Below are 24,468 nucleotides of genomic sequence, written 5' to 3'. Positions count from 1 at the left end.
TCTCGCTTCTGCGACCAACTTGGTGGATGCGCATCGCCACAAGCTGCATCTCGCAGCGCATCATAAGCGGGGCGCCGGCATCGCATATTATTTGAGCATGCATTGCAGTGACGGCTCAGGCTTAATCCGTGCCAACGATAGGGAAAGACGCGCAGGACAATCGCGCGCCCATGGCACGATACGCGATGAGGAGGATCGCATGCACAGGCTCGCACTGTGCGTTTGGCTGGTTGCGGCGACAGCGCTGGCTAACGTTGCGTTCGCGCGCGACAATGGCCAATACGACCACGTTCCGCCCGACATCCGCGCCTGGTTCAAGAGCGTGATCGCGCCGAACGGGGTTCCCTGCTGTGACATCTCCGATGGCCATCGCACTGAATACGACGTGCGCAATGGCGCCTATTGGGTGCCGATCGAGGGACAATGGATGGAGGTGCCCGAACGCGCCATCATCCGCAACCAGGGCAACCCGATCGGCCAGGCCGTGGTGTGGTACGTCCACCACCGCGGCTCGATCATCATCAGCTGCTTCGTGCCGGCGGATGCGGTGTAACGCGCCTTGGTGATTTCCATTGGCTGGCGACGGCCCGATCGGGTAGCTTGAAGCCTAGCTGAAGCGGAGGCACGCCGTTGACCGATCTTAGCGCCGAAGACCTCGCCGCCATCTATGCCAAGCCGAGCCCGCGCGTGATCGCGAAGGCACGGCCCGCGATCGATGCGCATGCGAAGAAATTCATCGAGATGTCGCCATTCTGCGTGCTCGCGACATCGGGAGCGGACGGCAGCGTCGACGCTTCGCCGCGCGGCGGCGGCATCGGCTTCGTCCGCGTCGCCGGCCCCAACCAGCTGTTGATGCCCGACCGCTCCGGCAACAACCGCATCGACAGTTTCCGCAACGTGGTCGAAGGCTCAGGCTTCGTGCATTTGCTGTTCTTCGTGCCGGGCATCGAGGAGACGCTGCGCGTCGGCGGCCGCGGCACGCTGTCGGCCGACCCGGATCTGCTCGCCTCGATGGTGGAATTCGGCAAGCCGCCGCGCGCGGTGCTGAATGTCGCGGTCAGCGAGGTCTATTTCCACTGCGGCAAGGCGCTGATGCGCTCGAAGCTGTGGTCGTCGGAGAAGGTGCAGCGCTCGGTGATGCCGAGCATCGTCACGGTCATTCACGAGCAGACCGGCCTCGGCGAACCGGCGAGCCAGGAGGCCGTGGAAGAGCTCTACAAGACGCAGCTGTAGCCGAGAGCGGTTCCGCAAACCGAAACGTCGTGCGGCAGCACGTGGATGGCCGGGGTCAAGCCCGGCCATGACGATGGAGGGAGCCGGGCCCGAGCTTAGTGCCCCTCGCCCTCGAGCCCGCCGACATGCTTCTGGGTGTAGAGCTCAAGGCCGATGCGGCCGATCAGATCGAGCTGGGTCTCGAGGAAGTCGATGTGGTGCTCCTCGTCGCTCATCAGCTTCTCAAACAGGTCGCGTGTGACATAGTCCTTGGCGCTGTGACAGTAGGTCGCCGCTTCCTGATAGAGCGCCCGCGCGCTCATCTCGGCGGCGAGATCGCACTCGATGATCTCCTTGACGTTCTGGCCGATGCGCAGGGGATCGAGCACCTGCATGTTCGGAAAGCCGTCGAAGAACAGGATCCGCTCGGTGAGCTTGTCGGCGTGCTCCATCTCCTCGATGGACTCCTTGCGCCAGACCTTGGCCATGTCCAGCAGGCCCCAATTGTCCAGGAAGCGGTAATGCAGCCAGTACTGATTGATCGCAGTCAGTTCGTGACGCAGCGCCTTGTTGAGATAGTCGATGACTTTTGCGTCGCCCTGCATGGTTCACTCCAGCTCTTGCAGTCCAAATCGGTCCCAAACCGAGTTTAGAACGCTTCTAAATCACTTTGCGAGCGAGAGCAACCGGCTACGGGAACCCAGCCGGGGAAAAGCTCAGCCGGAATTGCGGAAGTTTTCAGCAGGCCGCGAGGGCGAACTCGGCGGGTTCGGCGGTCTCGTCGTTGGCGGCCACGGTGTGGCTATGCGGGCAGCCGGCGCAGCAGGACTGCGCACAGGGGCCGAGCGCTTCGTCGATGATACTCTTGATCGTCCGGGCGCAGCGGCCGCATTCGGCGCTGCAGCCGAGACAGCCATAGACCTGTTTGGCATGCCGCACGGCGTCGTCGGACTCGGCGACGGCGGCGCGGATATCATCATCGCTCAGCACATTACAGGAACAAACGATCATGGAAGCGGCCGGCCCTTCGGTGATGCGCCATCATCGATATTTAACAGGCCGGCCGGATGCAAAAGGAAAAACAGGTATTTGAAGCTATTCCAAACTGGCCTGATCAAAGCCTAGAACGGCTCTAAATCAAGCTCTTGCGCTGGATCAAGATTGTAGCCGGACTAGTCGCCGCCACCGCCGCCTCCTCCTCCGCCGTCGCCACCGCCTCCGCAGTCGCCGCCGCTGCTGCTGCCGCTATCGCTGCTCGAACAGCTTGCGCCGTCGCCAGAGCTCCCCGAACTGCCGCCGGAGAACCAGCTTCCCAGCGAGAAGCCGTCATTCGTCCCGGAATAGCTGCTGTCCCCGCTACTCCCTCCGTGGCTGCCGGCGGTGGCGCGGGAGCGCCGTGCGCGGTTCTGGAGATGTGCGATCCAGCCGTAGCCGATCGCGGAAACGATCCCGGCCGCAATCAAAGCATTAACCATCGCGTTGCCCATCATCGTCTCCCGGTGGGACCCATACCAATTGGTCGTCTCCGGCAAAGGTGCCGTTCATTGATCATTCAAGCGAAATATGGAACCTTGCGGCCCAAAGGTTCCCGCGTGTTCGTCTGAAAGGTCAAGCAATGAAGAAGTCGCTCCTGGCGGTCGCTGCCGTCGCCATTCTGGCCCTGACGGCCGGAACGCCGGCCCATGCCCAGCGCGGTGTCGCGGCAGGCGTGGCGGCCGGGATCATCGGCGGCGCCATTGTCGGCGGCGCGCTGGCTTCTCCGTATTATTACGGACCAAGCTATGGCTACTATGGGCCGGGTTACTATCCGCCGCGCTACTACGCCCCGGGTCCAGGCTATGTTGCCGACGACTATTACGGCGGCTGCGTCTGGCAGAAGCAGCGCTTCTGGGATGGCTATGCCTGGCGCGTCCGTCGCGTCCGAGTCTGCGGCTGAGGCGCGCCAAGCCGGTTGACTACGGATGCGCCGTTCATCTCAGGGCCTGAAAAAGACCGCTTTTTCTCGTCACAGCTCCGTGTGCGTTTACCGTGGATTGACCATTTGCGCGCTTCCTAGCTGCAAGGCCAATTCCATCAGAGTGTGCGTGAACCTTTGAAACCCGGGCGCCTCTAACAGGAGGACCCATCTCCCAGGAGAGCCAAGAGCATGAACAAGACTTTAGTTGCCGCGCTCACGGTCGCGACGGTCGCCGGTTCGCTGGTGACCGCCGCTCCGTCCGCGAAGGCCCATGACGGCGTCGGCGCCGGTATCGCAGCCGGCCTGATCGGTGGCGCCATCGTCGGCGGCGCCATCGCCTCCAGCCGTCCCGCCTATGGCGGCCCCGTTTACATCGCCGAGCCCCCGCCGCCCGCGCCCTGCTATTGGCGCCGCGAGCGCTATTGGGACGGCTACGGCTGGGTCAGCCGTCCGATTCGCGTTTGCTACTGATCTGATCGCAACGCGCTCATGAGCGCGGCGATCGAGGCCCGGCCGAGCACCTCGGCCGGGCTTTTTCTTTGGTCGCACGCTATCGCGCCGCCTGGATCGAACGCAGCACCTCTTCGCTCGGCCAGCAATCGACCTTGAGGCCCGCCGACTTCTGATAGGCGCCGAGCGCGGCACGCGTCTGCATGCCGGCCTTGCCGTCGATCTTGTCCTTGTAGAGTCCGATCCGCGTCAACCCGCGCTGCATGGTCTCGACGTCCTTCGTGCGCAATTGCTTCGAGGCGGACCAGGGCGTTGCGAACGGCAGCGGGCTCGTCATGCGGTCGCTGAGATGGCCGACGAACAGCACGTAGAGATCGGAGAAATTGTATTCCTTGATGACGAAGTAATTCTTCGTGGTCAGGAATGACGGGCCGTAGATGCCTTCGGGCTGGAGCAGCGAGGCCGGCTGCGCCTGCTCGGCGGCGCTGAGCTTTTGGCCGCGTACCGGGACAAAACCCTCGCGCAGCCATTGGCCGATCGGCTTCGTCACCTCCGGCACGCCCGTCGTGCAATCGACCTTCGGCGGCGCCTGCACCTCGTAAGCCCAGCGCACGCCGCTCTGCCAACCCTTGTTGACGAGCTGCTGCGCAGCCGAGGCCAGCGCATCCGGCACCGAGTGCCAGATGTCAATGCGGCCATCGCCGTCGAAATCGACGCCATGCTTGTAATATTCGGACGGCAGGAACTGGGTGAGGCCGGTCGCGCCGGCCCAGGACGAGCGCATGTCCTTGCGCGTGACGACGCCCTCATCGAGGATCTTGAGCGCGGCAATGAACTCGTTGCGATACTGATCCTTTCGGCGTCCGACATAGGCCTGCGTCGCCAGTACGCGCACCAGATCGTAGGGCAACGTGTGCCGGCCATAGTCTGTCTCGCGGCCCCAGATGGCGAGCATGACGGTCGCCGGCACCCCGGACTTCTTCTCGATCTCGTCCAGCGAGGTACGATGCTTTTGGAGCAGCCGCTGCCCCTCGCCTGCAAGCCGCGCGATCGAGGCTTCCTTGACGTAGTCGGCCGGCACCTGCACGAACTCGGCCTGCGACGGCGCGCCAGTCGCCGGCCGCCCGGGCAAGAGCAGATCGGGCAGCTTGTAATCGGGCTCGAGTCCGCGCGTCTGCTCCTCGAACGTCTTGCGCGAGACGCCGGCCTCCTGCGCTTCCGGCCATAACGAGGCGATGAACTGTGTGAAGGCGGCGTCGGCAGCATGGGCGGGCGAGCAGCCGCAGGCGATAACGATCACCGCAGCAATAAGCGCCCGCCGCATCATGCCGCGATCACCGCGTCAGCTTCTTGTACTTCACGCGGTGCGGGATGATGCTGTCCTGGCCGAGCCGGCGCATCTTGTCCTTCTCGTAATCCTGGAAATTGCCTTCGAACCATTCGACGTGGCTCTCGCCCTCGAAGGCGAGGATGTGCGTCGCGATGCGGTCGAGGAACCAGCGATCGTGGCTGATGATGACTGCGCAGCCGGCAAAATCCTCTAGCGCCTCTTCGAGCGCGCGCAGCGTGTCGACGTCGAGGTCGTTGGTCGGTTCGTCGAGCAGCAGGACGTTGGCGCCGGACTTCAGCATCTTGGCGAGGTGGACGCGGTTGCGTTCACCGCCCGAGAGCGCGCCGACCTTCTTCTGCTGGTCCGCGCCCTTGAAGTTGAACGACGAGCAATAGCCGCGCGAGTTGACTTCCTTCTTGCCGAGCAGGATTAGTTCGTTGCCGCCAGAGATCTCCTCCCACACCGTCTTCTTGCCGTCGAGCGCGTCGCGCGACTGGTCGACGTAACCGAGATGCACGGTCTCGCCGACCGTGATCGTGCCCTTGTCAGGCGTCTCCTGCTTGGTGATCATCTTGAACAGCGTGGTCTTGCCGGCGCCGTTCGGACCGATCACGCCGACGATGCCGCCCGGCGGCAGCTTGAAGGTGAGATCGTCGATCAGGAGACGATCGCCAAAGCCTTTGCTCAGGCCTTCGAAATCGACCACGTTGGCGCCGAGCCGCTCGGCGACCGGGATGATGATCTGCGCGGTCTGGGTCTGCTTCTCGCTCGCCTTCTTCAGCAGCTCCTCATAGCGCTGGTAGCGCGCCTTCGACTTGGCCTGGCGGGCCTTCGGCGACGAGGCGACCCATTCCTGTTCGCGGGCCAGCGTCTTCTGGTGCGCCGCATCCTCGCGGCCCTCCTGCTCCAGACGCTTCTGCTTCTGCACCAGCCAGGACGAGTAATTGCCCTCGTACGGGATGCCGCGGCCGCGATCGAGCTCGAGGATCCAGCCGGTGACGTTGTCGAGGAAGTAGCGGTCGTGGGTGACGATCAGGATCGCACCCGGATAATTGCGCAGGTGCCCTTCCAGCCACGACACGGATTCCGCGTCGAGATGGTTGGTCGGCTCGTCCAGCAGCAAGAGCTCGGGCTGGTCGAGCAGCAGGCGGCACAGCGCGACGCGGCGGCGCTCACCGCCCGAGAGCTTGGTCACGTCGGCATCGTCGGGCGGACAGCGCAGCGCGTCCATGGCCTGGTCGACCTTGCTGTCGAGATCCCACAGGCCCTGGGCCTCGATCTCGTCCTGCAGTTTGGTCATCTCGTCGGCGGTCTCGTCCGAATAGTTGACCGCGAGCTCGTTGTAACGGTCCAGGATCGCCTTCTGCTTGGCGACGCCCTGCATGACGTTTTCGCGCACGGTCAGCTTGGAATCGAGCTGCGGCTCCTGCTCGAGATAGCCGACGCGGGCGCCCTCGGCGACCCAGGCTTCGCCGGTGTATTCCTTGTCGAGACCGGCCATGATCTTGAGCAGCGTCGACTTACCCGAGCCGTTGACGCCGAGCACGCCGATCTTGGCGTCCGGGTAGAAGCTCAGATGGATGTTATCGAGCACCTTCCGGGTCGGGTAGCTCTTGGTCAGGCCCTGCATGAAATAGATGAACTGGCGCGCCATCGGTCCCGTGAAACCTTCGATTTGAGGAAATTTTGCTTGCCGCCGATGTAGCGATCCCGCCCCCAAAGGGCAACGTTTTCCGTCCGTTCACCACGGATGAATACGGTCAGGAAACCATCCGGCCACCGATCCGGACAATTGAAACCATCTTTTAATAAATCAGGCCAAAGCTCGGTTTCGCGCGGAAACAGCGCCACCCGCTCAGAACGAACGGGGAGCACAGCGAGGCCGCATCATGGCTCTGATCGAGACCCATTCTCTTCCTGTTCCGGCAGGAGCCGGGCGCGACTCCGGGTTCGCCTCGGAGATCAAGGCCTTCTGGAAGCGCTTCTTCGTCACCGCCTTCAATCCCTACCGGCCCGAGCTGCATTACATGCGCGGCCCCGGCCCCGCCTGGCGCGCCAAGCACGGCATGGATGCACCGTTCCGCTTGAAGCCCCGCGACCTCTGAGCGACGATCTCCTATCGGATTTTTGAAGGCGCAGGCTGCTTGCGCGCCGGCGCGATTGCGCGCAAACCATGGCCAGGTTCCGATGACGGCGCCCGCCCGGCGCCTTCACCTCTCGCCATGGATGAATGCTGATGAGCCGGCTGCGCTGCGCAATCCTCGACGACTATTTCAATCTCGCCCTCGACGTCGCCGACTGGCCGAAATTGTCGGATCGCGTCGACGTCACCGTGTTCAGCCATCCCTTCGCCTCCGAGCAGGCCGCAGCCAGTGCGCTCACCGACTTCGAAATCATCTGCGCGATGCGCGAGCGCACGGCGTTTCCCAAGAGCCTGTTCGATCGCCTGCCGAAGCTGAAGCTGCTGCTGACGTCGGGCATGCGCAACGCTGCGATCGACATCGAGGCCGCGAAAGCGCGCGGCATCGCCATCGGTGGCACGCAATATTCCCGTGATCCGACGGCGCCGCTCGCCATGGGTCTGATCCTGGAGTTGACCCGCGGCATCGGCCGCGAGAACGCGCGGATGCATGCGGGCGAGTCCTGGCAGACCTTTGCCGGTGTCGAGATCGAAGGGCTGACGCTCGGCGTCGTCGGGCTCGGCAAGCTCGGCAGCAAGATGGCGGGCATTGCGAAGGCGTTCGGCATGAACGTGATCGCCTGGAGCCCGAACCTCACCGCGGAGAAATGTACGGCGGCCGGCGTCGGCTACGCCTCCAAGGAGGAGCTGTTCGCCAAGGCCGACATCGTCACCATCCACGTGGTCTTGAGCGAGCGCTCGCGTGGCCTCGTCAGCCGCGCGGATCTTGCGCGGATGAAGCCGACGGCCTTCCTGGTCAACACCGCGCGCGGGCCGATCGTGGATGAGCAGGCGCTGCTGGACGCTTTGCAGCAGCGCAAGATCGCAGGTGCCGGATTGGACGTGTTCTCGGTCGAGCCGCTGCCGGTCGACCATCCCTTCCGCAAGCTCGACAATCTCGTGCTGACGCCGCATCTGGGCTACGCCACCACGGATGGCCTGCGCATCCATTACGGCCAGATGGTCGAGGCGATCGACGCCTTCACCAAAGGCGGCGAGCTGCCGCGGAAGCTGGCCTGAAACGAAAAGGGCGTGCCGACGGCACGCCCTTCGCAATCTCATCGAGTTGAGGCGCTCAGCGCACCGTAACCGGCGCGGGCAGCGGCGGCACAACGGTGGGCTGCGTCCCCGGGACCGGGCCCGCCTGGGCGGACATCGGAGCCGGCCCGGCAGCGCTCTGCGTCGGCGCGGCGGAGGCCGTCGCCGTTCCCGGCGGCGGACCACCCGGCATCACGACAACGCGGGTGCCGACCTTGACGCGCTCGAACAGGTCGGAGACGTCCTCGTTCAGCATGCCGATGCAGCCGGAGGAGACGAACTTGCCGATCGTCGAGGGCTGGTTGGTGCCGTGGATGCGGTAGACGGTCGAACCGAGATACATCGCGCGGGCGCCGAGCGGATTGCCCGGGCCGCCGGCCATGAAGCGCGGCAGATAGGGCTGGCGCTCGATCATCTCGGTCGGCGGATGCCAATCCGGCCACTCGGCCTTGCGGGTAATCTTCTGCACGCCGGTCCAAGTGAAGCCGTCGCGGCCGACGCGGACACCGTAGCGGATCGCACGGCCGCCTCCGAGCACGTAATAGAGGTAGGTGTTGGGCGTATCGACCACGAGCGTGCCGGCCGGCTCCTTGGTCTGGAACGCGACCTCCTGACGGCGCAGGTTCGGCGGCAGCTGCACCGGTGCAGCATCGGGCTGCTCCTCGGGCGGCAGCGCGGCCAAGGCCACCGGGCGGCCATCCGTGCCCACGGGCGGCTGTCCGGCCTGGACCGCCCCGGTCGCGGCAGGACCGCCCACAGCCTCGGGCGGACGCAGGCCATCATTGGCGGGCGATTGCTGAGGCGGACGGTCGGCGTAGATCACCGCCGGCGGACCGGCGGGCCGGCCGTAGCGGGGATCGTCGGGCGACATCACGGGGCCCTGCGGCGCGGCCGAATAGACCGGCGGGGCGCCAGCCGGGCGCCCATAGCGCGGATCATCCGGCGACATCACCGGACCTTGGGGCGGGGCAGCCGAATAGACCGGAGGCGCGCTCATCGGACGACCGTAGCGCGGATCGTCGGCCGGACCGGGCGGCGGCAGCGAGGCATGCGGCATCGCCTCGTCGTCTTCGTCGAGCGCGTCGAAATTCGGCATGCGGTCACCGGGCCGATATTCGGCCGGTGCGCCATAGCCGGGCACCTGCTGGATCGGATAGCTCTGAGCCTGAGCGAGCGAGGTTCCCGCCGCAGCGACTGTTGCGGCAGCGCATATCGTCAGAAAGTGTTTGATCATCATCGCTCTTGTATAGTCCCCAAGCCCGATCGGACCGTTAACGGCCAGATGACGGAAGATAGCGGCACATTCAAGACATATCAGGCGTATTTGCGCCGGATTTGCCGATTTGTGATCCGCAAGACTACCGTTGCCCCGTTGCATCACGGGGCTGAAATCGTGTCGCGCCTTCGATTGGCGCGACGGTCGACCGCGATTTTAACGGAACGATGCGGAGACGTTGCGATATGGTCGAATCAGCCTGATTCGCCACCTTTTTGAGCTCCGATCCCGCGTGGCGAACGCGGCAAGCAGTACCGTCACCGCGTTCAGATGGCTCTTGAGCCCCGGCCACTCCGCCGCCGGGGCGGAAATTCGCAATCGCTCAATGCTTCCCGGCTTTCGCTTCCTGTTTGCCGCGATCCTGCTGTCAACCTCCATCCTGGTGTTCGGCCTAGGGGCCGCCGCGCTGCTCCGGGCGACCCATCAGCAATATGTCAACAACCCCGGCTGGCGGAACGGGCCGCAGGAGCAGGTGTTTGCGCAAGCGCCCGAGCCGGCCCAGCCGGTGCTCGCGGTGCTGCGGGCCGAGCCGGAGCCGCCCGCCGAGACCACGCCATCGCTGCGCGACCAAGTGCCGACCATCGCTCTGCCCTTGAGCGAGCCCGAACAGGTGGCCGCACTCACGACCGAGACCGACGTCCAGCCTGAGGCCGCCGCGCCCCTGGCTGAAGTGCCGGCCATCGAACCAGCCAAGCCCGAACCGACGGTGGCGGCCGCAGCGCCGGCTTCGATCGATACGCTGACCCCCGCCGACACCACGGCCGGGATTCCCGAGGCCCAGCCTGCCGCAATCGCCAACGAGCCGGAACCGGCTGACCCGGCCCTCGCCGCCGCGGCGCTCGATGTCGCCTCCGCAAGGCTCGCTGCGCTGAACGCTGCCACGGCGGCGACGGACGCGCCGGCGAAGGCCAGAACCGAGAACAGCAAGGTCGAGAGCACCAAGTCGGACAGCAAGGCGACCAAGCGCAAGGCCAAGGCCAAGAAGCGCCAGCGCGTGGTGCGGCGCCCGCCGCCTCAGCAGCTGCAGCAGCAGCTCGATCCGTTCGGTCAGCAGCAGCCGGCTTTCGCGACAACAACGACCGCACGCACGCGGTGATCTTCTTCACCTCGCCCCGCTTGCGGGAGCCGATCTGGAACGCTCACAGAGGTCGTCATGCCCGGGCTTGTCCCGGGCATCCACGTTCTTCGTACTGCGCGTCAAGGCGTGGATGGCCGGGACAAGCCCGGCCATGACGCTGTGGAAGCGCGAACGCATCCAATACTCATATCACGCCGGGCCGGTCGCGATGGCCGGGCCGCCGGCCTGGCCCCATTCCGACCACGAGCCGTCATAGAGCGCGGTGTCGGTGATGCCGAGGCGGTAGAGCGCGAGCGTCAGCACGCCGGCCGAGACGCCGGAGCCGCAGCTCGTCACGATCGGCGCATCCAGCTTGACACCGGCATTGGTGAAGGCGGCGCGGAGCTCGTCGAGCGGCTTCATCTCGCCGGTCGCGGCGTCGAACAGCAGATTGTAGGGCACGTTGCGGGCGCCGGGGATGTGACCGGAGCGGATGCCCGGGCGCGGCTCGGGCGCGCGGCCCTCGAAGCGATCGGCGGCGCGCGCGTCGATCACCTGCTCGTTGCGGCTTTCGACATTGGCGATCAGTTGCTGCATGCTGCGCACGCGGTTTGCATCATAGCTCGCCGTGAAGGTCGCAGGCTTCGGCTTGACCTCGCCGCTCTCGGTCGCGCGTCCCTCAGTGCGCCACTTCTTCAGCCCGCCATTGAGGATACGCACGTTGCTGTGGCCATAGGACAGGAACATCCACCACGCACGCGGCGCTGCGACCCAGCCGCCGGCATCATAGAGCACGACGGTGTCCGCGTTGGAGATGCCGAGATTGCCGACGTCGCGGCCGAACTGCTCCGCGCTCGGAAACATGTGCGGCAGCGGGTTGGAATGATCGGACACCGCATCGACGTCGAAGAACACGGCGCCCGGCAGATGCGCGGCGAGATAGTCGTCCTTCGGCAGCGGCAGCACGCCCGGCAGCTTGAAGCTGGCGTCGAGGATCTTGAGGTGGGCATCGTCGATGTGAGCGGCGAGCCATTCGGTGGAGACGAGGGGGTCGGTGGCGATGGTCATGGGCATGCTCCGGCAATTGTCTCAGTCGTCATGGCCGGGCTTGTCCCGGCCATCCACGTTCTTTCTTGCGGCGAAGACGTGGATGCCCGGGACAAGCCCGGGCATGACGGAGTGTGTGGCACGCGCGGCGTCCAACTCACCCCTTCTTCTTCGGCTCCCACTTCTCCGTGGGCCCGCCGGCATCGCGCCAGGCGGCGTAGCCGCCGGCGATGTGGGCGACGGGCTTGAGGCCCATGTCCTGCGCGGTCTTGGCGGCGAGCGCGGAGCGTAAGCCGCCGGCGCAGTGGAACACGAACTTCTTGTCTTCCTGGAAGATCGGCTTGGCGTACGGGCTCTGCGGGTCGATCCAGAATTCGAGCATGCCGCGGGTGCAGGCGAAGGCGCCGGGGATGCGGCCGTCGCGCTCGATCTCGCGGGGATCGCGGATGTCGACGATGACGACGTCGCCGTTCCTGGAGATCTCGATCGCGTCCTTGGCGGTGAGCGTCTCGATCTCGGCATTGGCCTCGTCGATCAGCGCCTTGATGCCGCGGGTGATGGTCTGGGGCACGTGCTTCTCCCTCTTGTTGTCATTCCGGGGCGCGCGTAGCGCGAGCCCGGAATCCATTCCTCTACATGCACTGCGCCCGATGGATTCCGGGTTCGCCCTTCGGGCGCCCCGGAATGACGACGGGAGGCATCAGTGCGTCAATTCCTTCATCGCGGCTTCCAGCCCCTCGATCGTGATCGGATACATCCGATTGGCGAAGATGCGCTTGATGATGGTGGTGGATTCCGAATAGTCCCAGTGCTTCTGCTGCACCGGATTCAGCCACACCGTATGCGGATAGGTGCGGATGATGCGGTCGAGCCAGACCGAGCCCGGCTCCTCGTTGACGTGCTCGACCGAGCCGCCGGGCACCATGATCTCGTAAGGCGACATCGAGGCGTCGCCGACGAACACGACCTTGTAGTCGTGCGGGTATTTGTGCAGCACGTCCCAGGTCGGCGTGCGATCGGTGAAGCGGCGCTTGTTCTGCTTCCACACGCCCTCATAGAGGCAATTGTGGAAGTAGAAATACTCCATATGCTTGAACTCGCTCTTTGCCGCCGAGAACAGCTCCTCGACCTGCTCGATATGCGCATCCATCGAGCCGCCAATGTCGAAGAACACCAAGAGCTTCACCGCGTTGCGCCGCTCGGGTCGCATGTGCACGTCGAGATAGCCGTGATTGGCGGTCTCGCGAATGGTGGTGTCGAGATCGAGCTCGTCCGGCGCGCCGGTGCGGGCGAATTTGCGCAGGCGCCGCAGCGCCACCTTGATGTTGCGGATGCCGAGCTCGACATTGCCGTCGAGATCCTTGAACTCGCGCTTGTCCCACACCTTCACGGCGCGGTTGTTGCGGTTCTTCTCCTGGCCGATCCGCACGCCTTCGGGGTTGTAGCCGTGGGCGCCGAACGGCGAGGTGCCGGCGGTGCCGATCCATTTCGAGCCGCCCTGGTGACGGCCCTTCTGCTCCTCGAGGCGCTTCTTCAGGGTCTCCATGAGCTTGTCCCAGCCCATGGCCTCGATCTGCTTCTTTTCTTCTTCGGTTAGGTATTTCTCGGCGAGCTTCTTCAGCCACTCCTCGGGGATCTCCGCCTTCTCCATGGCGTCGAGCAGGCTTTCCAGCCCCTTGAATACGGTGCCGAAGACGCGGTCGAACTTGTCGAGATTGCGCTCGTCCTTCACCAGCGAGGCGCGCGACAGGTAATAAAAGTTCTCGACCGTGTAGTCCGCAAGGTCGGCGTCGAGCGCCTCCATCAGCGTGAGGTATTCGCGCAGCGTCACGGGGACCTGCGCATCGCGCAGAGAGGTGAAGAATTGCAGGAACATGGGTGACAGATTGCCCGTCGGGTGGCGAACGTCAAGGGGCGGCGCACCTCTCCCATTGGGAGAGGTGAACCACGCGCGTCGGCGAACCAATTCAACGTGGACCCAATCACTTTTTGCTCTAGAATTGGCGAAATCAAGGGGTGGTTTGGGGGACGTTTGCAATGGGAATTCTCGCAGCGCTCATCATCGGCGCGATCGCAGGCTGGCTTGCGGGCAAGATTGTCCACGGGGCGGGATTTGGGCTGGTCGGCAACATCGTCGTCGGCATCATCGGCGCGCTGGTGGCGAGCTGGGTTCTGCCACAGCTGCACATCCAGCTGGCAACGGGCACGATCGGCGCCATCGTCGATGCCACGATCGGCGCGGTGATTGTGCTCGTCATCCTTTCGCTGATAAAACGGGTCTGAAAGCCTGACCGAACCAGGAACGGCCGCCGCGAGCGGCCGTTCGCTTGTCGTGAGCAAGGCCATTGAGACTGGCAATGCCTTGCGACGACGACCAACAAGGACGCGCAATGAAATTTACCGGCACCAAGGACTATGTTGCGACCGATGACCTCAAGGTCGCCGTCAACGCTTCGATCGTGCTGGAGCGCCCGCTCCTGGTGAAGGGCGAGCCCGGCACTGGCAAGACGGTGCTGGCGGAGGAAGTGGCGAAGGCGCTGAACGCGCCGCTTCTGACCTGGCACATCAAGTCCACCACCAAGGCGCAGCAGGGCCTCTACGAATACGACGCGGTATCGCGCCTGCGCGACAGCCAGCTCGGCGATGCGCGCGTGTCCGACATCAGGAACTACATCAAGCGCGGCAAGCTGTGGGACGCCTTCACCAGCGAGCAGCGCCCGGTGCTCCTGATCGACGAGATCGACAAGGCCGACATCGAATTCCCCAACGACCTCTTGCTCGAGCTCGACCGCATGGAATTCCACGTCTACGAGACCGGCGAGACGATCAAGGCCAAGCAGCGCCCGATCATGATGATCACCTCCAACAACGAGAAGGAGCTGCCGGACGCGTTCCTGCGCCGCTGCTTCTTCCACTACATCAAGTTCCCCGACGCCGACACGATGGGCCGCATCGTCGACGTTCACTTCCCCGGCATCAAGAAGCGCCTCGTGGAAGAAGCCCTGCGCATCTTCTTCGAGGTCCGCGAGGTGCCCGGCCTGAAGAAGAAGCCGTCGACCTCGGAGCTCTTGGACTGGCTCAAGCTGCTGCTCAACGAGGACATGAGCGCCGAGCAGCTGCGCGAACGGGACCCGCGCAAGCTGATTCCGCCCCTGCACGGCGCGCTGCTGAAGAACGAGCAGGACGTGCATCTGTTCGAGCGGCTGGCGTTCTTGAGTCGACGGGAAGTGTGAGCCTCGGGCTCGCTCGCGATAGCGCCCCGCTGTCGCTTCAAACATTGGTGTCATTCCCCGCGAAGGCGGGGAATCCAGTACGCCGCAGCATCTCGATTGAATCACTCCTGTCTCGGAATACTGGATCGCCCGGTCAAGCCGGGCGATGACAGTGAGAGTGTGGCACCCGCCTGCTTCCCCATCGTCATTGCGAGCGCAGCGAAGCAATCCAGAATCTTTCCGCATTGACAGTCTGGATTGCTTCGCTGCGCTCGCAATGACGGAGCAAGCCAATTCAATTTGCTGACATACCTTCGCAGCCTCGCGGCTCATCTCGCCCGAGCTTTGCTTCATTCCGTCGCCCAAAAGAAAGAGGGCGCAGGGAAGACCGGGTGCCGACGGGCACCCGCGGTCCGCTGCGCGAAAAGCACACGCAGAAAACCGCACAGCAGCATACAGGTGTCGCCGATCACTCGGCCTTCCCTGCGCGATGGTCGGACGGCTTATGCCGCGCTCTCCCGGGAGCCGAATTCCTTCTGGCCTCCCTCGCCCCGCGAATTGACGATGCCGTCCGCCCGGTTGGGTTCGCGCGCATCTCCGCAGCCAGCTTGACCGTAGCAACGACGGCCAGGACCACACGGTTTTGCCGTACGCAGCTCATCCGGCTTCGCCAAGAGGCTTCGCCGGACTTCAGCGCCGTTCGTCTGCACGGGGGCCTCGGGCTCACAGGGACTACCCGCCCTGCCCGCACCCATCGTGCCGACGCTGCCGCGTCCACCGCAACCCGGCCCGCGTTTCGAACGACTCGCGAACCGCCCCTCTTCGTCGGGCCGGGCTGTTCAGGTTATGCCGCAATTCCGAATTTCGGTAAAGCGGAATATTTTTGCGGGAAGGGGTTGACGGGGCAGCGACACAGCCGGTCTCATAGGGTGGGTTAGCGTCAGCGTAACCCACCTCTTTCGTTTCTGCATCGGCAGAAGTGGTGGGTTACGCTACGCTAACCCACCCTACGCAGTCGTGCCTCACGCCACCGCGGCGTCCGGAATCCTTGCGGCTTCCATCGGCTGCTTGCCGCGGATCAGGTCGGAGGCGCGGTCGGCGATCATCATGGTGGATGCATTGAGGTTCGCCGAGATCATGCGCGGCATGACCGAGGCGTCGATGACGCGGAGGCTTTCGAGGCCGTGGACGCGGAGATGGTCGTCGACCACCGCCCAGGTGGAATCCGCCGGGCCCATGCGGCAGGTGCAGCCGGGGTGGAACGTGGTGGTGCCGCGCTCGGTGGCGGCGTGCAAGAATTCGTCGTCTGTGTTGACGTTGGGGCCGGGGAAATCCTCGTAGGCGTAATAGGGCGACAGCGGCGCGGACTTCAGCAATTTGCGCGCGAGCTTCATGCCGCCGACGATGACGCGGCGGTCGAGCTCGGCATCGAGATAATTGGTCTGGATGATCGGCGGCGCGAACGGATCGGATGAGCGGATGCGGACATAGCCGCGGCTCTCCGGCCGCTGCTGCCAGGACGCCACCGTCATGCCGGGCTCATCCTCGAGCTGGCCCTGCACGCCCTCCTTGTAGCTTGCCGGCGTGAAGGTAAGCTGCAGATCGGAGCTCTCCGCGCTCTCGCCGGAATGCCAGAAGCAATAGACCATGGTCGGCGACAGCGACAGCAGGCCGCGGCGCGCGGTGGCCCATTTCGCCGCCTCGACCCAGAGACGCCAGCCGCGGCGGAGCTCGTTGATGGTCTTGATGTCCTTGACCCGCGCCACCGTGCGCGGGGCGTAGTGATCCTGCAGGCCCTCGCCGACCGGCAGCGCGTGACGCACGGCGATGCCGTGCTGCTGCAACAGATCCGGCGAGCCGATGCCGGAGAGCTGCAGCAGCTGCGGCGAATTATAGCTGCCGCCTGAGAGGATCACCTCCTTGTTGGCGCGCACTTCGACGGGATGGCCGCCGCGGCCGCCCTTCATGTAGCGCACGCCGACGGCGCGCTTGCCCTCGAAGATGATCTCGGTCGCGTGCGCATGCGTATGCACATGCACGTTGGGCCGCTTCATCGCCGGCTTGAGGAACGCGGTGGCGCCGGAGACGCGCAGGCCGTTGTTGATGGTGCGCTGGCAGTAGGAGACGCCTTCCTGGGTCTTGCCGTTGTAATCGGGATTGCGGGGAATGCCGAGCGAGACCGCGCCTTCCATGAAGGCCTCGCAGAGCGGATCGCGCCAGTTCATGGTGGTGACGATGAGGTTGCCGTCGCGGCCGCGATAGGTGTCCTCGCCCTCGCCGATCCGCTTCTCCAGTCGGCGGAAATAGGGCAGCACGTCGGCATAGCCCCAGCCGCGATTGCCCATCTGCGCCCAGGTGTCGAAATCCATGCGCTGGCCGCGATTGTAGATGTGGCCGTTGATCGAGGACGAGCCGCCCAGCGTCTTGCCGCGCGGCGCGTAGATGCTGCGCCCGCCGGTCCAGGGACCGGGCTCCTGCTGATAGGCCCAGTTGATGCTCTTCATGTGGAAGGTCTTGATGAAACCCGCCGGCAGATGGATGTAGGGGTGCCAGTCGGACGGGCCCGCCTCGAGTACGCAAACGGAGGTGTTGGGGTCCTCGCTGAGCCGGCTGGTGAGCACGCAACCGGCGGAGCCCGCGCCGACGATCACATAATCAAATCTATCCATGGTCCCTCGGCCGCCCCTAGCGCGGCTTGTCGTTGAGTTGAAATTCGAGATGCGCCTGCACCGTCGGCCATTCGGCGGCGGTGATGCTGTAGACGACGGTATCGCGCAACGTGCCGTTCGGCGCGACCTGGTGGCTGCGCAGGATGCCGTCCTGCTTGGCGCCCAGGCGCTCGATGGCGCGGCGGCTCTGGTGGTTGAAGAAATGCGTGCGGAACTCGACCGCGATGCAGTTCAGCGTCTCGAAGGCATGGCGCAGCAGCAGCAGCTTGCACTGCGTGTTGAGCGGGCCGCGCTGCGCGCTCTTGCCGTACCAGGTCGAGCCAATCTCGACGCGGCGGTTGGCGGCATCGATGTTCATGTAGGTGGTCATGCCGACGATCTTGCCGCCGGCATCGAACACGGTGAAGGGCAGCATCGAGCCCGCGGCCTGCAGGCCTAAGCGGCGGTCGATCTCCTTGCCCATGTTCTCCGGCAGCGGGATTGCGGTGTACCACAGCTTCGACAGCTCGCCGTCCTTGACCGCCTCGACCAGCCCTTCGCGATGGTCATGCGACAGCGGCTCGAGACGGGCGTGCTGTCCGCGCAGGGTGATGGGATCGGGCCAGGGCATTTCTCACTCCATAATGACTGCCGTCATTCCGGGGCGCGACGAAGTCGCGAGCCCGGAATCCATAACCACCGCCTGGGGTTATGGATTCCGGGCCTGCGTGCTGGCGCACGCATCCCGGAATGACGACGGATGTATTGGCACAACTCGTCCAGATACATTCACTTGTTCAGAAAATTCAACGGCAATCCGCCGCGCGGCCAGTCCATGGCGATCAGCTCGCCCTTGCCCGACAGCGTGATGTAGGCGGTCCTCAGCTCGGGGCCGCCGAAGGCGATGTTGGTGGTGACGCGGTCGCCGGTCGGGACCTGTTCCACCAGGGTGCCGTCGGGCGCGATCACCGAGATGCAGCCGGAGACGAGCGTGGCGATACAGACATTGCCGCCAGCTTCCACCGCGAGCGAGTCGAACATCTGGTAGCCGCCGAGGCCGCAGATCGGCTGGCCGCGCTCGCCGCGATAGATCGGATCGCGCGGCTTGAGCGTGCCCGGCGCCGAGAGCTCATAGGCCCAAAGCCGCCCGGTCGGCGTCTCCGCGATGTAGACCGTATTCTCGTCCGGCGACAGGCCGATGCCGTTGGCCGGCAATACGCCATGCACGATTTCGACGACCTCGCTCATGCCGGGCTTGAGGTAATACATGCCGCCGACGTCCATCTCGCGCGCGCGGCGCTTGCCGAGATCGGAGAACCAGAGGCCGCCGTGCTTGTCGAAGACGAGGTCGTTCGGCCCGCGCAGATCGTGGACGCCGCATTTGGTCACGACGGTCTCGACCTTGCCGGATTGCAGGTCGACGCGCTGGATCGCGCCGCCGAGATAATCGTCCGGCTGCGGACCCGGCATGATCATCTTGCCGGCCGGAATCCAGGAGAAGCCCCCATTGTTGCAGATGTAGATCTTGCCGTCGGGTCCGAGCGCGGCGCCATTCGGGCCGCCGGGAATCCTGGCCACGATCTCCTTGCGGCCGTCGGGATAGACGCGCGTCAGGCGCTGGCCGCGGATCTCCACCAGCACCACCGAACCGTCCGGCATCACGACCGGCCCTTCGGGAAATTCGAGGTCGGTGGCGAGAACGCGGACGTTGGACATCGGAGACCCTCCCGGCTGCTTGTTATGGCTTGCACGGGATGTCCGGCACGGGCCCCCGCAGGCAAGATTTGCCTGCGGTTATGGCAAAGTCGCCGGAGCTTGCCAAGCAAGCGGGACGGTATGCCAGCGTTGCGTGTTATTCGCTGACAGGTATCCAGATTTCGAAGCCGCCGTTGCCGGTGGCGGGATCGAACTTTTCGTCATAGCGCTCGAAGTTGGGCGCGTCCGCGGCTTTCAGGCCAGACGCCGGCAGCCATTGATTCCAGATCGTGTTGACGGTGCGCCGGATCGAGGCGACGTGATCCTTGTGCGTGAACACCGCATAGCGCTGCTCCGGAATGCGGATGCGACCGAAGCGGCGCGGCAGGTCGGAGAAATCGGCGACCTCGACGCCGGCAATGTAATCGAAATTGCCGGCATCATCGCCGTTGCAGCAGACGCCGTAGGCGACGTTGCCTACGCGCGCGGGAATGTCGAGGACCTCCCGATTGAAGCGCTGCCATAGACCAGGGATCATGGCACCGTTGTCGCAGGAGATGCGCTCGGCGAGACCGGCGACGAGGAAGGCTTTTGCGGTCTCGAAACGCGGTGGGGCAAGATGGTCGAGCATGGTGGAGTCCATGAGGATCGGCTCCTGTAGCCTGAGCTGGTTGACGCACGCTGCCGCCCTCACCGCTTCGGGCGTGGTGCCGAATTGGTCGCGGAACGCGCGGGTGAAAGCTTCGTGCGAGCCGTAATCTGCCTCCAGCGCCAGCGACAGGATGTCCGGCGCTCCCTTTGCAAGACTGCGCGCCGCCTCACTCAGCCGCCGCGCGCGCACGTAGCGCATCACCGGCAGACCGACGGCTGCGGCGAACGCACGCACGATGTGGAACCGCGACACGCCCGAGATCGCAGCGATCTCGTCGAGCGTCATCGGCTCGGCCAGATGGCTCTCGATATACCAGAGCGCGCGCTGGGCTGGATTCATGTGGTTCAGGCCCTCGTTCGAAGCGCGGCGATGATGCGCCGGTCGGCATCACCCTGCTTGATCGGCATTGCGGTGCTCCGCATGAGGATAGCCGGCCAATGGAAGCTGGCAACGCCCCGGTGTTCGTGGCTACACTCACCGAAACCGCTCACGAGAAAGAGGAACCGGGTCATGGAAATCACCGATGTGCGGGCGCACCATATCCGCATCCCCTATGATGCCGGCGTCGCGAGCTTCCGCCAGGGCGCTTCCGCCATCACGGCCCTCGACATGGTCCTCGTCGAGGTCACGACCGATGCTGGGCTGACCGGCTGGGGCGATGCTTTCGCCTATGTCTGCCCGCACACGACGCGCAGCGCGGTCGAGGAGATGATCGCGCCGCAGGCCCGCGGGCTGAAGGTGCCCGATGCGGCCGGCATTGCCGCGGTGATGGAGCAGATCCAGCGCAACCTGCATCTGTTCGGCCGCTACGGCATCACGATGTTCGCGATCTCCGGGCTCGATATCGCTTTGTGGGACTTGGCCGCGAAGGTCGCCGGCGTGCCGCTGCATCGCCTGCTGGGCGAGATCAGGCGCACCGCCATTCCGGCTTACGCGAGCCTGCTCCGGATCGGCGCGCCCGACACCATCGCCGCCGAATGCAGGAAGGCGCTCGCGCTCGGCTATGGCGCGATCAAGCTGCACGAGACCACGACGCCTGCGGTGCTCGCCGCGCGCGCGGCGATCGGCCCGAGCATTCCACTGATGGTCGACATGAACTGCCCGCTGACCGGAGAGCAGGCGATCGCGTTCGCGGCGACATGCCGCGAGGCGCAGCCGATGTTCCTGGAGGAGCCGGTCTGGCCGCCGGAAGACTTCGCCACGCTTGCCGAGGTGCGCAGCAAGAGCGGCGTCGGAATTGCCGCCGGCGAGAATGCCTGCACCGAATATCAATTCCGCCAGATGATGGAGGCAGGCGCGGTCAGCCACGCCCAGCCGTCAGTTATCAAGGTCGGCGGCATCACGGAATTCCTGAAGGTCGCAGACTTGGCCGATCGGTCCGGCGTCAAGATCGTGCCGCACTCTCCTTACTTTGGCCCGGGCCTGCTGGCGACGCTGCATCTGCTCGCGACGCGCGACGACGGGCTGGTCGAGATGTTCTATCTGAAGCGCGAAGCCTGCCTCTGGGGCGGCCGCGCCGATGTCGATGCAAGCGGCCACGTCGCGGTGCCCACGGACCGCGGGCTTGGCTATGAGCCCGATCGCGGCGTGATGGAGCGCTATCGCGTGGCGTGACCGGCGCGCCTATTTCGCAGCATCCTTCGCCGGCGGCGCGTCCTGCTTCTTCTTCAGATCCTCGGCGGTCTTCGCCTGCGCGGCCTGGAGATCAAGAAGCGTCTTCTGCAGGCCGGCGACGGCTGTCTTCAACGCATCGATCTGGCGACCCGCCGCATCCAGCTTCTGCTGATGATCGAGGGAGAGCTTGGTGATCGTCTTCTGCAGGAAGTCGACATTGCTCTGAAGGCAGCTGGTGCGGCGTTCCATGGTCTTCTCGACCGTGCAGATCTCGATGCCGGGCACGTCCTGCGCGAGCACGGGCAGAGGCGCCAGCGCTGCGAGCAGCAACATTGCGAAACAAATGCCGGCGTTTCGAAGCAGCATGAAAGTTCCTCGCCAGTCGATCACATCAATGTGCGCTGTTTGCGCACTGCAGCGTGAGGCTACCACACTCGCACCGCATTCTCGCGTTGAGCTTGGGCTCGTTCCCCTTGGGACGGGGGAGCAGTGAACCGCATGCGGAAGAAGTGGGCGCTCTCCGCGGCTTTGTTTAGGGGAGATTTTCGGAATGGCAACGCGCGATAGACGTTTGGCGGAATTCGACGGCGCCGGAGAACCACCGCCGGGCCTGCCACTCGAAGTGCTGTGCGAGGATCACAGCGGGACCTATCAACTGCCGTTCGCCTGCCGCTATGTCGAGGGACGCTGGCAGAACCACGAGGCCGGGATTGCGGTGGAAGCAACCGTGATCGGCTGGCGCCTGCCGCGCGTGAAGCAGCGCGGGGCCGCCTGAAGGCGGTGTCTGTTTCAAAATGCGACGGGGCGGCGCTGCGCTTTAACCTTCGCAACGCGGCCCGAACGAATCACGTCCGAATCAGCCGAAGCGCCTTGTACGCACCTGTTCACGGCTAGATCTCGCTGCGGTTCGGCAGGCGCGCACAATATCTGCGCAGCCGGCCGGATCGCAGGCGCCTGTCACCGGGTCCAAAGGTTAATTGTTGCAAAGGCATAGCGCTGCGGTCCGCAGCGGAGGGCCGCCGCCCCCGAAACAGGCACAGCCGTGCAACGCCTGCCTAATATTCGACCTCGAGCTCCTCGATCTCGGCCGGCTCCTCCTTTGCCGCCGCGACCCATTCCTGCATCTCGGGCATGGCCATGATGGTGTCGGCATAGGCCTTCAGCGGCGGTGCGAGCTTAACGTCGTAGGTCACGAAGCGCGTCACGACGGGAGCGTACATCGCATCCGCCATGGTGCGCTTCTCGCCAAACAGGAAGGGACCGCCCGATTTCTCCAGGCAGTCGCGCCAGATGAACCAGACGCGGTCGATATCGGCCTGCGCCCGCGACCAGATCTTGAAGCCGGGAAAGTGCCCCTTCAGGTTGACCGGCAGCGAGGCGCGCAAAGTGGTGAAGCCGGAATGGATTTCGCCTGAGATCGAGCGGCAATGGGCGCGCTGGATGCGGTCGGCCGGCAACAGGCCTGCGTCCGGCATCACCTCGTTGAGATATTCGGCAATCGCCAGCGTGTCCCAGACCACGGCGCCCTCGTGCCGCAGGCACGGCACCAGGATCGAGGACGACAGCAGCAGGATCTCCGCGCGCGCCGACGGATCGTCCGGCGCGGTGACGATCTCCTCGAAGTCGAGCCCGGAGAATTTCGTCAGCAGCCAGCCACGCAGCGACCAGGACGAGTAGTTCTTGCTGCTGATGGTCAGTGTCGCCTTCGCCATAGAGCCCTTCCCTCACGCCTGGGCAACGCACCCCGCGCGTGCGTGCCCGTGATCTGTGCCTACCCGCCCGGGGCGCAGCAAGCGACGTGCCAATTTTCCGGGCGGTCCGGCTCCCGTCTGGCTTCGATATTGCATCACGACAGGAGGCAAGTGGGCGCTTCAGTATGATGTCGATGTATTATCAGGCTTTTCAGAACCACATGGACCTGACTGCGCCATGGCGCGCGGGGGCTTCGTCCGCACTCAAATTCCTCAATCTGGTGCCTCAGGGCTCATCGGACCAGGTGGTCGGCCGGCTGTCGGCCGCGCTGGAGCTGATCTCGCGCTCCACCCTCACCTATGACCGTCCCGCCTACGGCATCGACAGCGTCATGGTGGGCAACCGCGAGGTCGCAGTCAGCGAGGAGATCGCCTACGCGACGCCGTTCGGCTCGCTGCTGCACTTCAAGAAAGAAGGCGTCGGCGAGCAGCCGCGCATGCTGCTGGTGGCGCCGATGTCCGGACATTTCGCCACGCTCCTGCGCGGCACCGTGAAGACGCTGCTGCAGGACCACGACGTCTACATCACCGACTGGCACAATCCGCGCGACATCCCGCGCAGCGAGGGCCGCTTCGGGCTCGACGACTACACCGAGCACCTGATCGACTTCCTTGGGCAGCTCGGGCCGCGCCCGCACATGGTGGCGATCTGCCAGCCGTCCGTCTCCGCGCTCGCGGCTGCCGCGATCATGTGCGAGGACAACCATCCCTCGCGCCCGGCGACGCTGACGCTGATGGCCGGCCCGATCGACACGCGGATCCAGCCGACCAGGGTCAACGAGTTCGCCAAGAGCAAGCCGATCGAATGGTTCGAGCGCAATCTGATCAACTACGTGCCGGTGCAGTGCCGCGGCGCCCTGCGCAAAGTCTATCCCGGCTTCGTGCAGCTCAGCGCCTTCGTCTCGATGAATCTCGAGCGCCACATCAAGCAGCACATGGACCTCGCCAACCACATCGCCAAGGGCGAGAAGGAGAAGGCCGCGACCATCAAGACCTTCTACGACGAATATTTCGCCGTGATGGATCTGCCGGCCGAGTTCTACATCGAGACCGTGCGCGACGTGTTCCAGGAGCACCTCCTGCCGCAAGGCAAGCTGATGCATCGCGGCCGTCAAGTGAACACCAAAGCCGTCAGTCGCATGGGGCTGATGACGGTCGAGGGCGAGAAGGACGACATCTGCTCGATCGGCCAGACGCTCGCCGCCCAGGACCTCTGCACCGGCGTGCGCGCCTATCGCCGCGTCCACCACATGCAGGCCGGCGTCGGCCATTACGGCGTGTTCTCCGGCAAGCGCTGGAACAACGAGATCTATCCGCTGCTGCGGGACTTCGTGCACGTGAATTCGTGAG

The 24,468-nt window shown here is 64.8% G+C and carries 27 protein-coding genes; 12 read left to right on the top strand and 15 right to left on the bottom strand.

All coding sequences use genetic code 11. The features are described from left to right. The first annotated feature begins 199 nt into the window (after positions 1 to 199). Together ACVWYQ_RS34045 and ACVWYQ_RS34040 are read left to right on the top strand one after the other, a co-directional pair. A complete protein-coding gene (locus tag ACVWYQ_RS34045; RefSeq protein ID WP_271541860.1) occupies positions 200 to 553 on the top strand; it encodes a hypothetical protein in 354 nt (117 codons plus the stop codon). A 77-nt stretch (positions 554 to 630) separates the two neighbouring features. Next, positions 631 to 1,233, top strand: coding sequence for an MSMEG_1061 family FMN-dependent PPOX-type flavoprotein (locus tag ACVWYQ_RS34040; RefSeq protein WP_271541862.1), 603 nt, complete (start codon positions 631 to 633; stop codon positions 1,231 to 1,233). A gap of 95 nt (positions 1,234 to 1,328) precedes the next feature. On the opposite strand, the gene bfr is transcribed toward ACVWYQ_RS34040, so the two are convergent. From bfr to ACVWYQ_RS34025, 3 genes are all read right to left on the bottom strand, one after another. After that, entirely contained in the window at positions 1,329 to 1,817 is a 489-nt protein-coding gene (gene bfr / locus ACVWYQ_RS34035; RefSeq protein ID WP_036013205.1) for a bacterioferritin, read from the bottom strand. 133 nt (positions 1,818 to 1,950) lie between these two features. Next, positions 1,951 to 2,223: a (2Fe-2S)-binding protein gene (locus tag ACVWYQ_RS34030; protein WP_036013202.1), complete on the bottom strand. Its 273-nt coding sequence runs from the start codon at positions 2,221 to 2,223 to the stop codon at positions 1,951 to 1,953. A gap of 161 nt (positions 2,224 to 2,384) precedes the next feature. Beyond that, positions 2,385 to 2,702 (bottom strand): hypothetical protein, encoded by a 318-nt coding sequence (locus ACVWYQ_RS34025; protein WP_404653052.1) that lies wholly within the window; start codon positions 2,700 to 2,702, stop codon positions 2,385 to 2,387. A 125-nt stretch (positions 2,703 to 2,827) separates the two neighbouring features. On the opposite strand from ACVWYQ_RS34025, the gene ACVWYQ_RS34020 reads away from it, so the two are divergent. Both ACVWYQ_RS34020 and ACVWYQ_RS34015 read left to right on the top strand, forming a co-directional pair. Then, the gene (locus tag ACVWYQ_RS34020) at positions 2,828 to 3,148 is read left to right on the top strand and encodes a hypothetical protein (RefSeq protein WP_057026972.1); all 321 of its coding nucleotides are present in this window, start codon (positions 2,828 to 2,830) and stop codon (positions 3,146 to 3,148) included. Between the two features lie 210 nt (positions 3,149 to 3,358). After that, positions 3,359 to 3,640, top strand: a complete 282-nt coding sequence (locus tag ACVWYQ_RS34015) for a hypothetical protein (protein WP_456727001.1) — start codon at positions 3,359 to 3,361, stop codon at positions 3,638 to 3,640. A gap of 79 nt (positions 3,641 to 3,719) precedes the next feature. Here ACVWYQ_RS34015 and ACVWYQ_RS34010 read toward each other — a convergent pair whose 3' ends face one another. Continuing rightward, entirely contained in the window at positions 3,720 to 4,946 is a 1,227-nt protein-coding gene (locus ACVWYQ_RS34010; protein WP_456727000.1) for a lytic murein transglycosylase, read from the bottom strand. A 7-nt stretch (positions 4,947 to 4,953) separates the two neighbouring features. Next, complete coding sequence (ettA, locus tag ACVWYQ_RS34005) at positions 4,954 to 6,603, bottom strand: energy-dependent translational throttle protein EttA (RefSeq protein ID WP_157281665.1); 1,650 nt, start codon at positions 6,601 to 6,603, stop codon at positions 4,954 to 4,956. A 235-nt stretch (positions 6,604 to 6,838) separates the two neighbouring features. Here ettA and ACVWYQ_RS34000 point away from each other — a divergent pair, with 235 nt between their 5' ends. Next, positions 6,839 to 7,054 carry a hypothetical protein gene (locus tag ACVWYQ_RS34000; protein WP_128263772.1) on the top strand — a complete coding sequence of 72 codons (216 nt, stop codon included), beginning with the start codon at positions 6,839 to 6,841 and terminating at the stop codon, positions 7,052 to 7,054. 131 nt (positions 7,055 to 7,185) lie between these two features. Next, the gene (locus tag ACVWYQ_RS33995; RefSeq protein ID WP_456726999.1) at positions 7,186 to 8,148 is read left to right on the top strand and encodes a D-2-hydroxyacid dehydrogenase family protein; all 963 of its coding nucleotides are present in this window, start codon (positions 7,186 to 7,188) and stop codon (positions 8,146 to 8,148) included. A gap of 55 nt (positions 8,149 to 8,203) precedes the next feature. On the opposite strand, the gene ACVWYQ_RS33990 is transcribed toward ACVWYQ_RS33995, so the two are convergent. Then, a complete protein-coding gene (locus ACVWYQ_RS33990) occupies positions 8,204 to 9,400 on the bottom strand; it encodes a L,D-transpeptidase family protein (RefSeq protein WP_271541877.1) in 1,197 nt (398 codons plus the stop codon). 367 nt (positions 9,401 to 9,767) lie between these two features. On the opposite strand from ACVWYQ_RS33990, the gene ACVWYQ_RS33985 reads away from it, so the two are divergent. Then, the gene (locus ACVWYQ_RS33985; RefSeq protein WP_271541879.1) at positions 9,768 to 10,538 is read left to right on the top strand and encodes a hypothetical protein; all 771 of its coding nucleotides are present in this window, start codon (positions 9,768 to 9,770) and stop codon (positions 10,536 to 10,538) included. Between the two features lie 171 nt (positions 10,539 to 10,709). Here ACVWYQ_RS33985 and sseA read toward each other — a convergent pair whose 3' ends face one another. From sseA to ACVWYQ_RS33970, 3 genes are all read right to left on the bottom strand, one after another. Then, positions 10,710 to 11,567 (bottom strand): 3-mercaptopyruvate sulfurtransferase, encoded by an 858-nt coding sequence (gene sseA, locus ACVWYQ_RS33980; RefSeq protein WP_456726998.1) that lies wholly within the window; start codon positions 11,565 to 11,567, stop codon positions 10,710 to 10,712. Between the two features lie 136 nt (positions 11,568 to 11,703). Next, positions 11,704 to 12,117, bottom strand: coding sequence for a rhodanese-like domain-containing protein (locus tag ACVWYQ_RS33975; RefSeq protein WP_036013188.1), 414 nt, complete (start codon positions 12,115 to 12,117; stop codon positions 11,704 to 11,706). A gap of 129 nt (positions 12,118 to 12,246) precedes the next feature. Beyond that, positions 12,247 to 13,422 (bottom strand): vWA domain-containing protein, encoded by a 1,176-nt coding sequence (locus ACVWYQ_RS33970; RefSeq protein ID WP_036013185.1) that lies wholly within the window; start codon positions 13,420 to 13,422, stop codon positions 12,247 to 12,249. Between the two features lie 161 nt (positions 13,423 to 13,583). Here ACVWYQ_RS33970 and ACVWYQ_RS33965 point away from each other — a divergent pair, with 161 nt between their 5' ends. Both ACVWYQ_RS33965 and ACVWYQ_RS33960 read left to right on the top strand, forming a co-directional pair. Next, complete coding sequence (locus ACVWYQ_RS33965; protein ID WP_008559660.1) at positions 13,584 to 13,829, top strand: GlsB/YeaQ/YmgE family stress response membrane protein; 246 nt, start codon at positions 13,584 to 13,586, stop codon at positions 13,827 to 13,829. 107 nt (positions 13,830 to 13,936) lie between these two features. Continuing rightward, the gene (locus ACVWYQ_RS33960; RefSeq protein ID WP_036042145.1) at positions 13,937 to 14,779 is read left to right on the top strand and encodes an AAA family ATPase; all 843 of its coding nucleotides are present in this window, start codon (positions 13,937 to 13,939) and stop codon (positions 14,777 to 14,779) included. A gap of 1,001 nt (positions 14,780 to 15,780) precedes the next feature. Here the strand turns inward: ACVWYQ_RS33960 and ACVWYQ_RS33955 are convergent. The 4 genes from ACVWYQ_RS33955 to ACVWYQ_RS33940 all read right to left on the bottom strand — a co-directional run bounded on the left by ACVWYQ_RS33955 (position 15,781) and on the right by ACVWYQ_RS33940 (position 20,092). After that, positions 15,781 to 17,427, bottom strand: coding sequence for a GMC family oxidoreductase (locus ACVWYQ_RS33955; protein ID WP_271541886.1), 1,647 nt, complete (start codon positions 17,425 to 17,427; stop codon positions 15,781 to 15,783). A gap of 16 nt (positions 17,428 to 17,443) precedes the next feature. Then, a complete protein-coding gene (locus ACVWYQ_RS33950) occupies positions 17,444 to 18,037 on the bottom strand; it encodes a GNAT family N-acetyltransferase (protein WP_271541887.1) in 594 nt (197 codons plus the stop codon). A 158-nt stretch (positions 18,038 to 18,195) separates the two neighbouring features. Further along, positions 18,196 to 19,122 (bottom strand): SMP-30/gluconolactonase/LRE family protein, encoded by a 927-nt coding sequence (locus ACVWYQ_RS33945; RefSeq protein WP_271541889.1) that lies wholly within the window; start codon positions 19,120 to 19,122, stop codon positions 18,196 to 18,198. Between the two features lie 136 nt (positions 19,123 to 19,258). After that, positions 19,259 to 20,092: an AraC family transcriptional regulator gene (locus ACVWYQ_RS33940; protein ID WP_271541891.1), complete on the bottom strand. Its 834-nt coding sequence runs from the start codon at positions 20,090 to 20,092 to the stop codon at positions 19,259 to 19,261. A 171-nt stretch (positions 20,093 to 20,263) separates the two neighbouring features. Here ACVWYQ_RS33940 and ACVWYQ_RS33935 point away from each other — a divergent pair, with 171 nt between their 5' ends. Continuing rightward, positions 20,264 to 21,367: a mandelate racemase/muconate lactonizing enzyme family protein gene (locus ACVWYQ_RS33935; protein ID WP_271541893.1), complete on the top strand. Its 1,104-nt coding sequence runs from the start codon at positions 20,264 to 20,266 to the stop codon at positions 21,365 to 21,367. Positions 21,368 to 21,376: 9 nt separating this feature from the next. On the opposite strand, the gene ACVWYQ_RS33930 is transcribed toward ACVWYQ_RS33935, so the two are convergent. After that, on the bottom strand, positions 21,377 to 21,733 hold the full coding sequence (locus ACVWYQ_RS33930; RefSeq protein WP_271541895.1) for a hypothetical protein: 357 nt from the start codon (positions 21,731 to 21,733) through the stop codon (positions 21,377 to 21,379). A 184-nt stretch (positions 21,734 to 21,917) separates the two neighbouring features. Here ACVWYQ_RS33930 and ACVWYQ_RS33925 point away from each other — a divergent pair, with 184 nt between their 5' ends. Then, positions 21,918 to 22,142: a hypothetical protein gene (locus ACVWYQ_RS33925; protein WP_024339451.1), complete on the top strand. Its 225-nt coding sequence runs from the start codon at positions 21,918 to 21,920 to the stop codon at positions 22,140 to 22,142. A 280-nt stretch (positions 22,143 to 22,422) separates the two neighbouring features. Here the strand turns inward: ACVWYQ_RS33925 and ACVWYQ_RS33920 are convergent, their stop codons facing one another. Beyond that, positions 22,423 to 23,079, bottom strand: a complete 657-nt coding sequence (locus tag ACVWYQ_RS33920; protein WP_157281691.1) for a glutathione S-transferase family protein — start codon at positions 23,077 to 23,079, stop codon at positions 22,423 to 22,425. Between the two features lie 164 nt (positions 23,080 to 23,243). On the opposite strand from ACVWYQ_RS33920, the gene ACVWYQ_RS33915 reads away from it, so the two are divergent. Further along, on the top strand, positions 23,244 to 24,467 hold the full coding sequence (locus ACVWYQ_RS33915) for a polyhydroxyalkanoate depolymerase (protein WP_271541897.1): 1,224 nt from the start codon (positions 23,244 to 23,246) through the stop codon (positions 24,465 to 24,467). Position 24,468: the final 1 nt, after the last annotated feature.

This window comes from Bradyrhizobium sp. USDA 3397 (assembly GCF_054060965.1).
This window is presented reverse-complemented; position numbering and strand designations above follow the sequence as displayed.

Bases quoted from the DNA above. Each gene is read 5' to 3' on its own strand.
- ACVWYQ_RS33990 (WP_271541877.1), bottom strand. From the start codon at position 9,400: ATGATCAAACACTTTCTGACGATATGCGCTGCCGCAACAGTCGCTGCG.
- ACVWYQ_RS33940 (WP_271541891.1), bottom strand. From the start codon at position 20,092: ATGAATCCAGCCCAGCGCGCGCTCTGGTATATCGAGAGCCATCTGGCC.
- ACVWYQ_RS33960 (WP_036042145.1), top strand. From the start codon at position 13,937: ATGAAATTTACCGGCACCAAGGACTATGTTGCGACCGATGACCTCAAG.
- ACVWYQ_RS34045 (WP_271541860.1), top strand. From the start codon at position 200: ATGCACAGGCTCGCACTGTGCGTTTGGCTGGTTGCGGCGACAGCGCTG.
- ACVWYQ_RS34010 (WP_456727000.1), bottom strand. From the start codon at position 4,946: ATGATGCGGCGGGCGCTTATTGCTGCGGTGATCGTTATCGCCTGCGGC.
- ACVWYQ_RS34030 (WP_036013202.1), bottom strand. From the start codon at position 2,223: ATGATCGTTTGTTCCTGTAATGTGCTGAGCGATGATGATATCCGCGCC.
- ACVWYQ_RS33970 (WP_036013185.1), bottom strand. From the start codon at position 13,422: ATGTTCCTGCAATTCTTCACCTCTCTGCGCGATGCGCAGGTCCCCGTG.
- ACVWYQ_RS34020 (WP_057026972.1), top strand. From the start codon at position 2,828: ATGAAGAAGTCGCTCCTGGCGGTCGCTGCCGTCGCCATTCTGGCCCTG.
- ACVWYQ_RS33930 (WP_271541895.1), bottom strand. From the start codon at position 21,733: ATGCTGCTTCGAAACGCCGGCATTTGTTTCGCAATGTTGCTGCTCGCA.
- ACVWYQ_RS33995 (WP_456726999.1), top strand. From the start codon at position 7,186: ATGAGCCGGCTGCGCTGCGCAATCCTCGACGACTATTTCAATCTCGCC.
- ACVWYQ_RS34000 (WP_128263772.1), top strand. From the start codon at position 6,839: ATGGCTCTGATCGAGACCCATTCTCTTCCTGTTCCGGCAGGAGCCGGG.
- bfr (WP_036013205.1), bottom strand. From the start codon at position 1,817: ATGCAGGGCGACGCAAAAGTCATCGACTATCTCAACAAGGCGCTGCGT.
- ACVWYQ_RS34015 (WP_456727001.1), top strand. From the start codon at position 3,359: ATGAACAAGACTTTAGTTGCCGCGCTCACGGTCGCGACGGTCGCCGGT.
- ACVWYQ_RS33925 (WP_024339451.1), top strand. From the start codon at position 21,918: ATGGCAACGCGCGATAGACGTTTGGCGGAATTCGACGGCGCCGGAGAA.
- ACVWYQ_RS33955 (WP_271541886.1), bottom strand. From the start codon at position 17,427: ATGGATAGATTTGATTATGTGATCGTCGGCGCGGGCTCCGCCGGTTGC.
- ACVWYQ_RS33965 (WP_008559660.1), top strand. From the start codon at position 13,584: ATGGGAATTCTCGCAGCGCTCATCATCGGCGCGATCGCAGGCTGGCTT.
- sseA (WP_456726998.1), bottom strand. From the start codon at position 11,567: ATGACCATCGCCACCGACCCCCTCGTCTCCACCGAATGGCTCGCCGCT.
- ACVWYQ_RS33935 (WP_271541893.1), top strand. From the start codon at position 20,264: ATGGAAATCACCGATGTGCGGGCGCACCATATCCGCATCCCCTATGAT.
- ettA (WP_157281665.1), bottom strand. From the start codon at position 6,603: ATGGCGCGCCAGTTCATCTATTTCATGCAGGGCCTGACCAAGAGCTAC.
- ACVWYQ_RS33985 (WP_271541879.1), top strand. From the start codon at position 9,768: ATGCTTCCCGGCTTTCGCTTCCTGTTTGCCGCGATCCTGCTGTCAACC.
- ACVWYQ_RS34025 (WP_404653052.1), bottom strand. From the start codon at position 2,702: ATGATGGGCAACGCGATGGTTAATGCTTTGATTGCGGCCGGGATCGTT.
- ACVWYQ_RS33915 (WP_271541897.1), top strand. From the start codon at position 23,244: ATGATGTCGATGTATTATCAGGCTTTTCAGAACCACATGGACCTGACT.
- ACVWYQ_RS33950 (WP_271541887.1), bottom strand. From the start codon at position 18,037: ATGCCCTGGCCCGATCCCATCACCCTGCGCGGACAGCACGCCCGTCTC.
- ACVWYQ_RS33945 (WP_271541889.1), bottom strand. From the start codon at position 19,122: ATGTCCAACGTCCGCGTTCTCGCCACCGACCTCGAATTTCCCGAAGGG.
- ACVWYQ_RS33920 (WP_157281691.1), bottom strand. From the start codon at position 23,079: ATGGCGAAGGCGACACTGACCATCAGCAGCAAGAACTACTCGTCCTGG.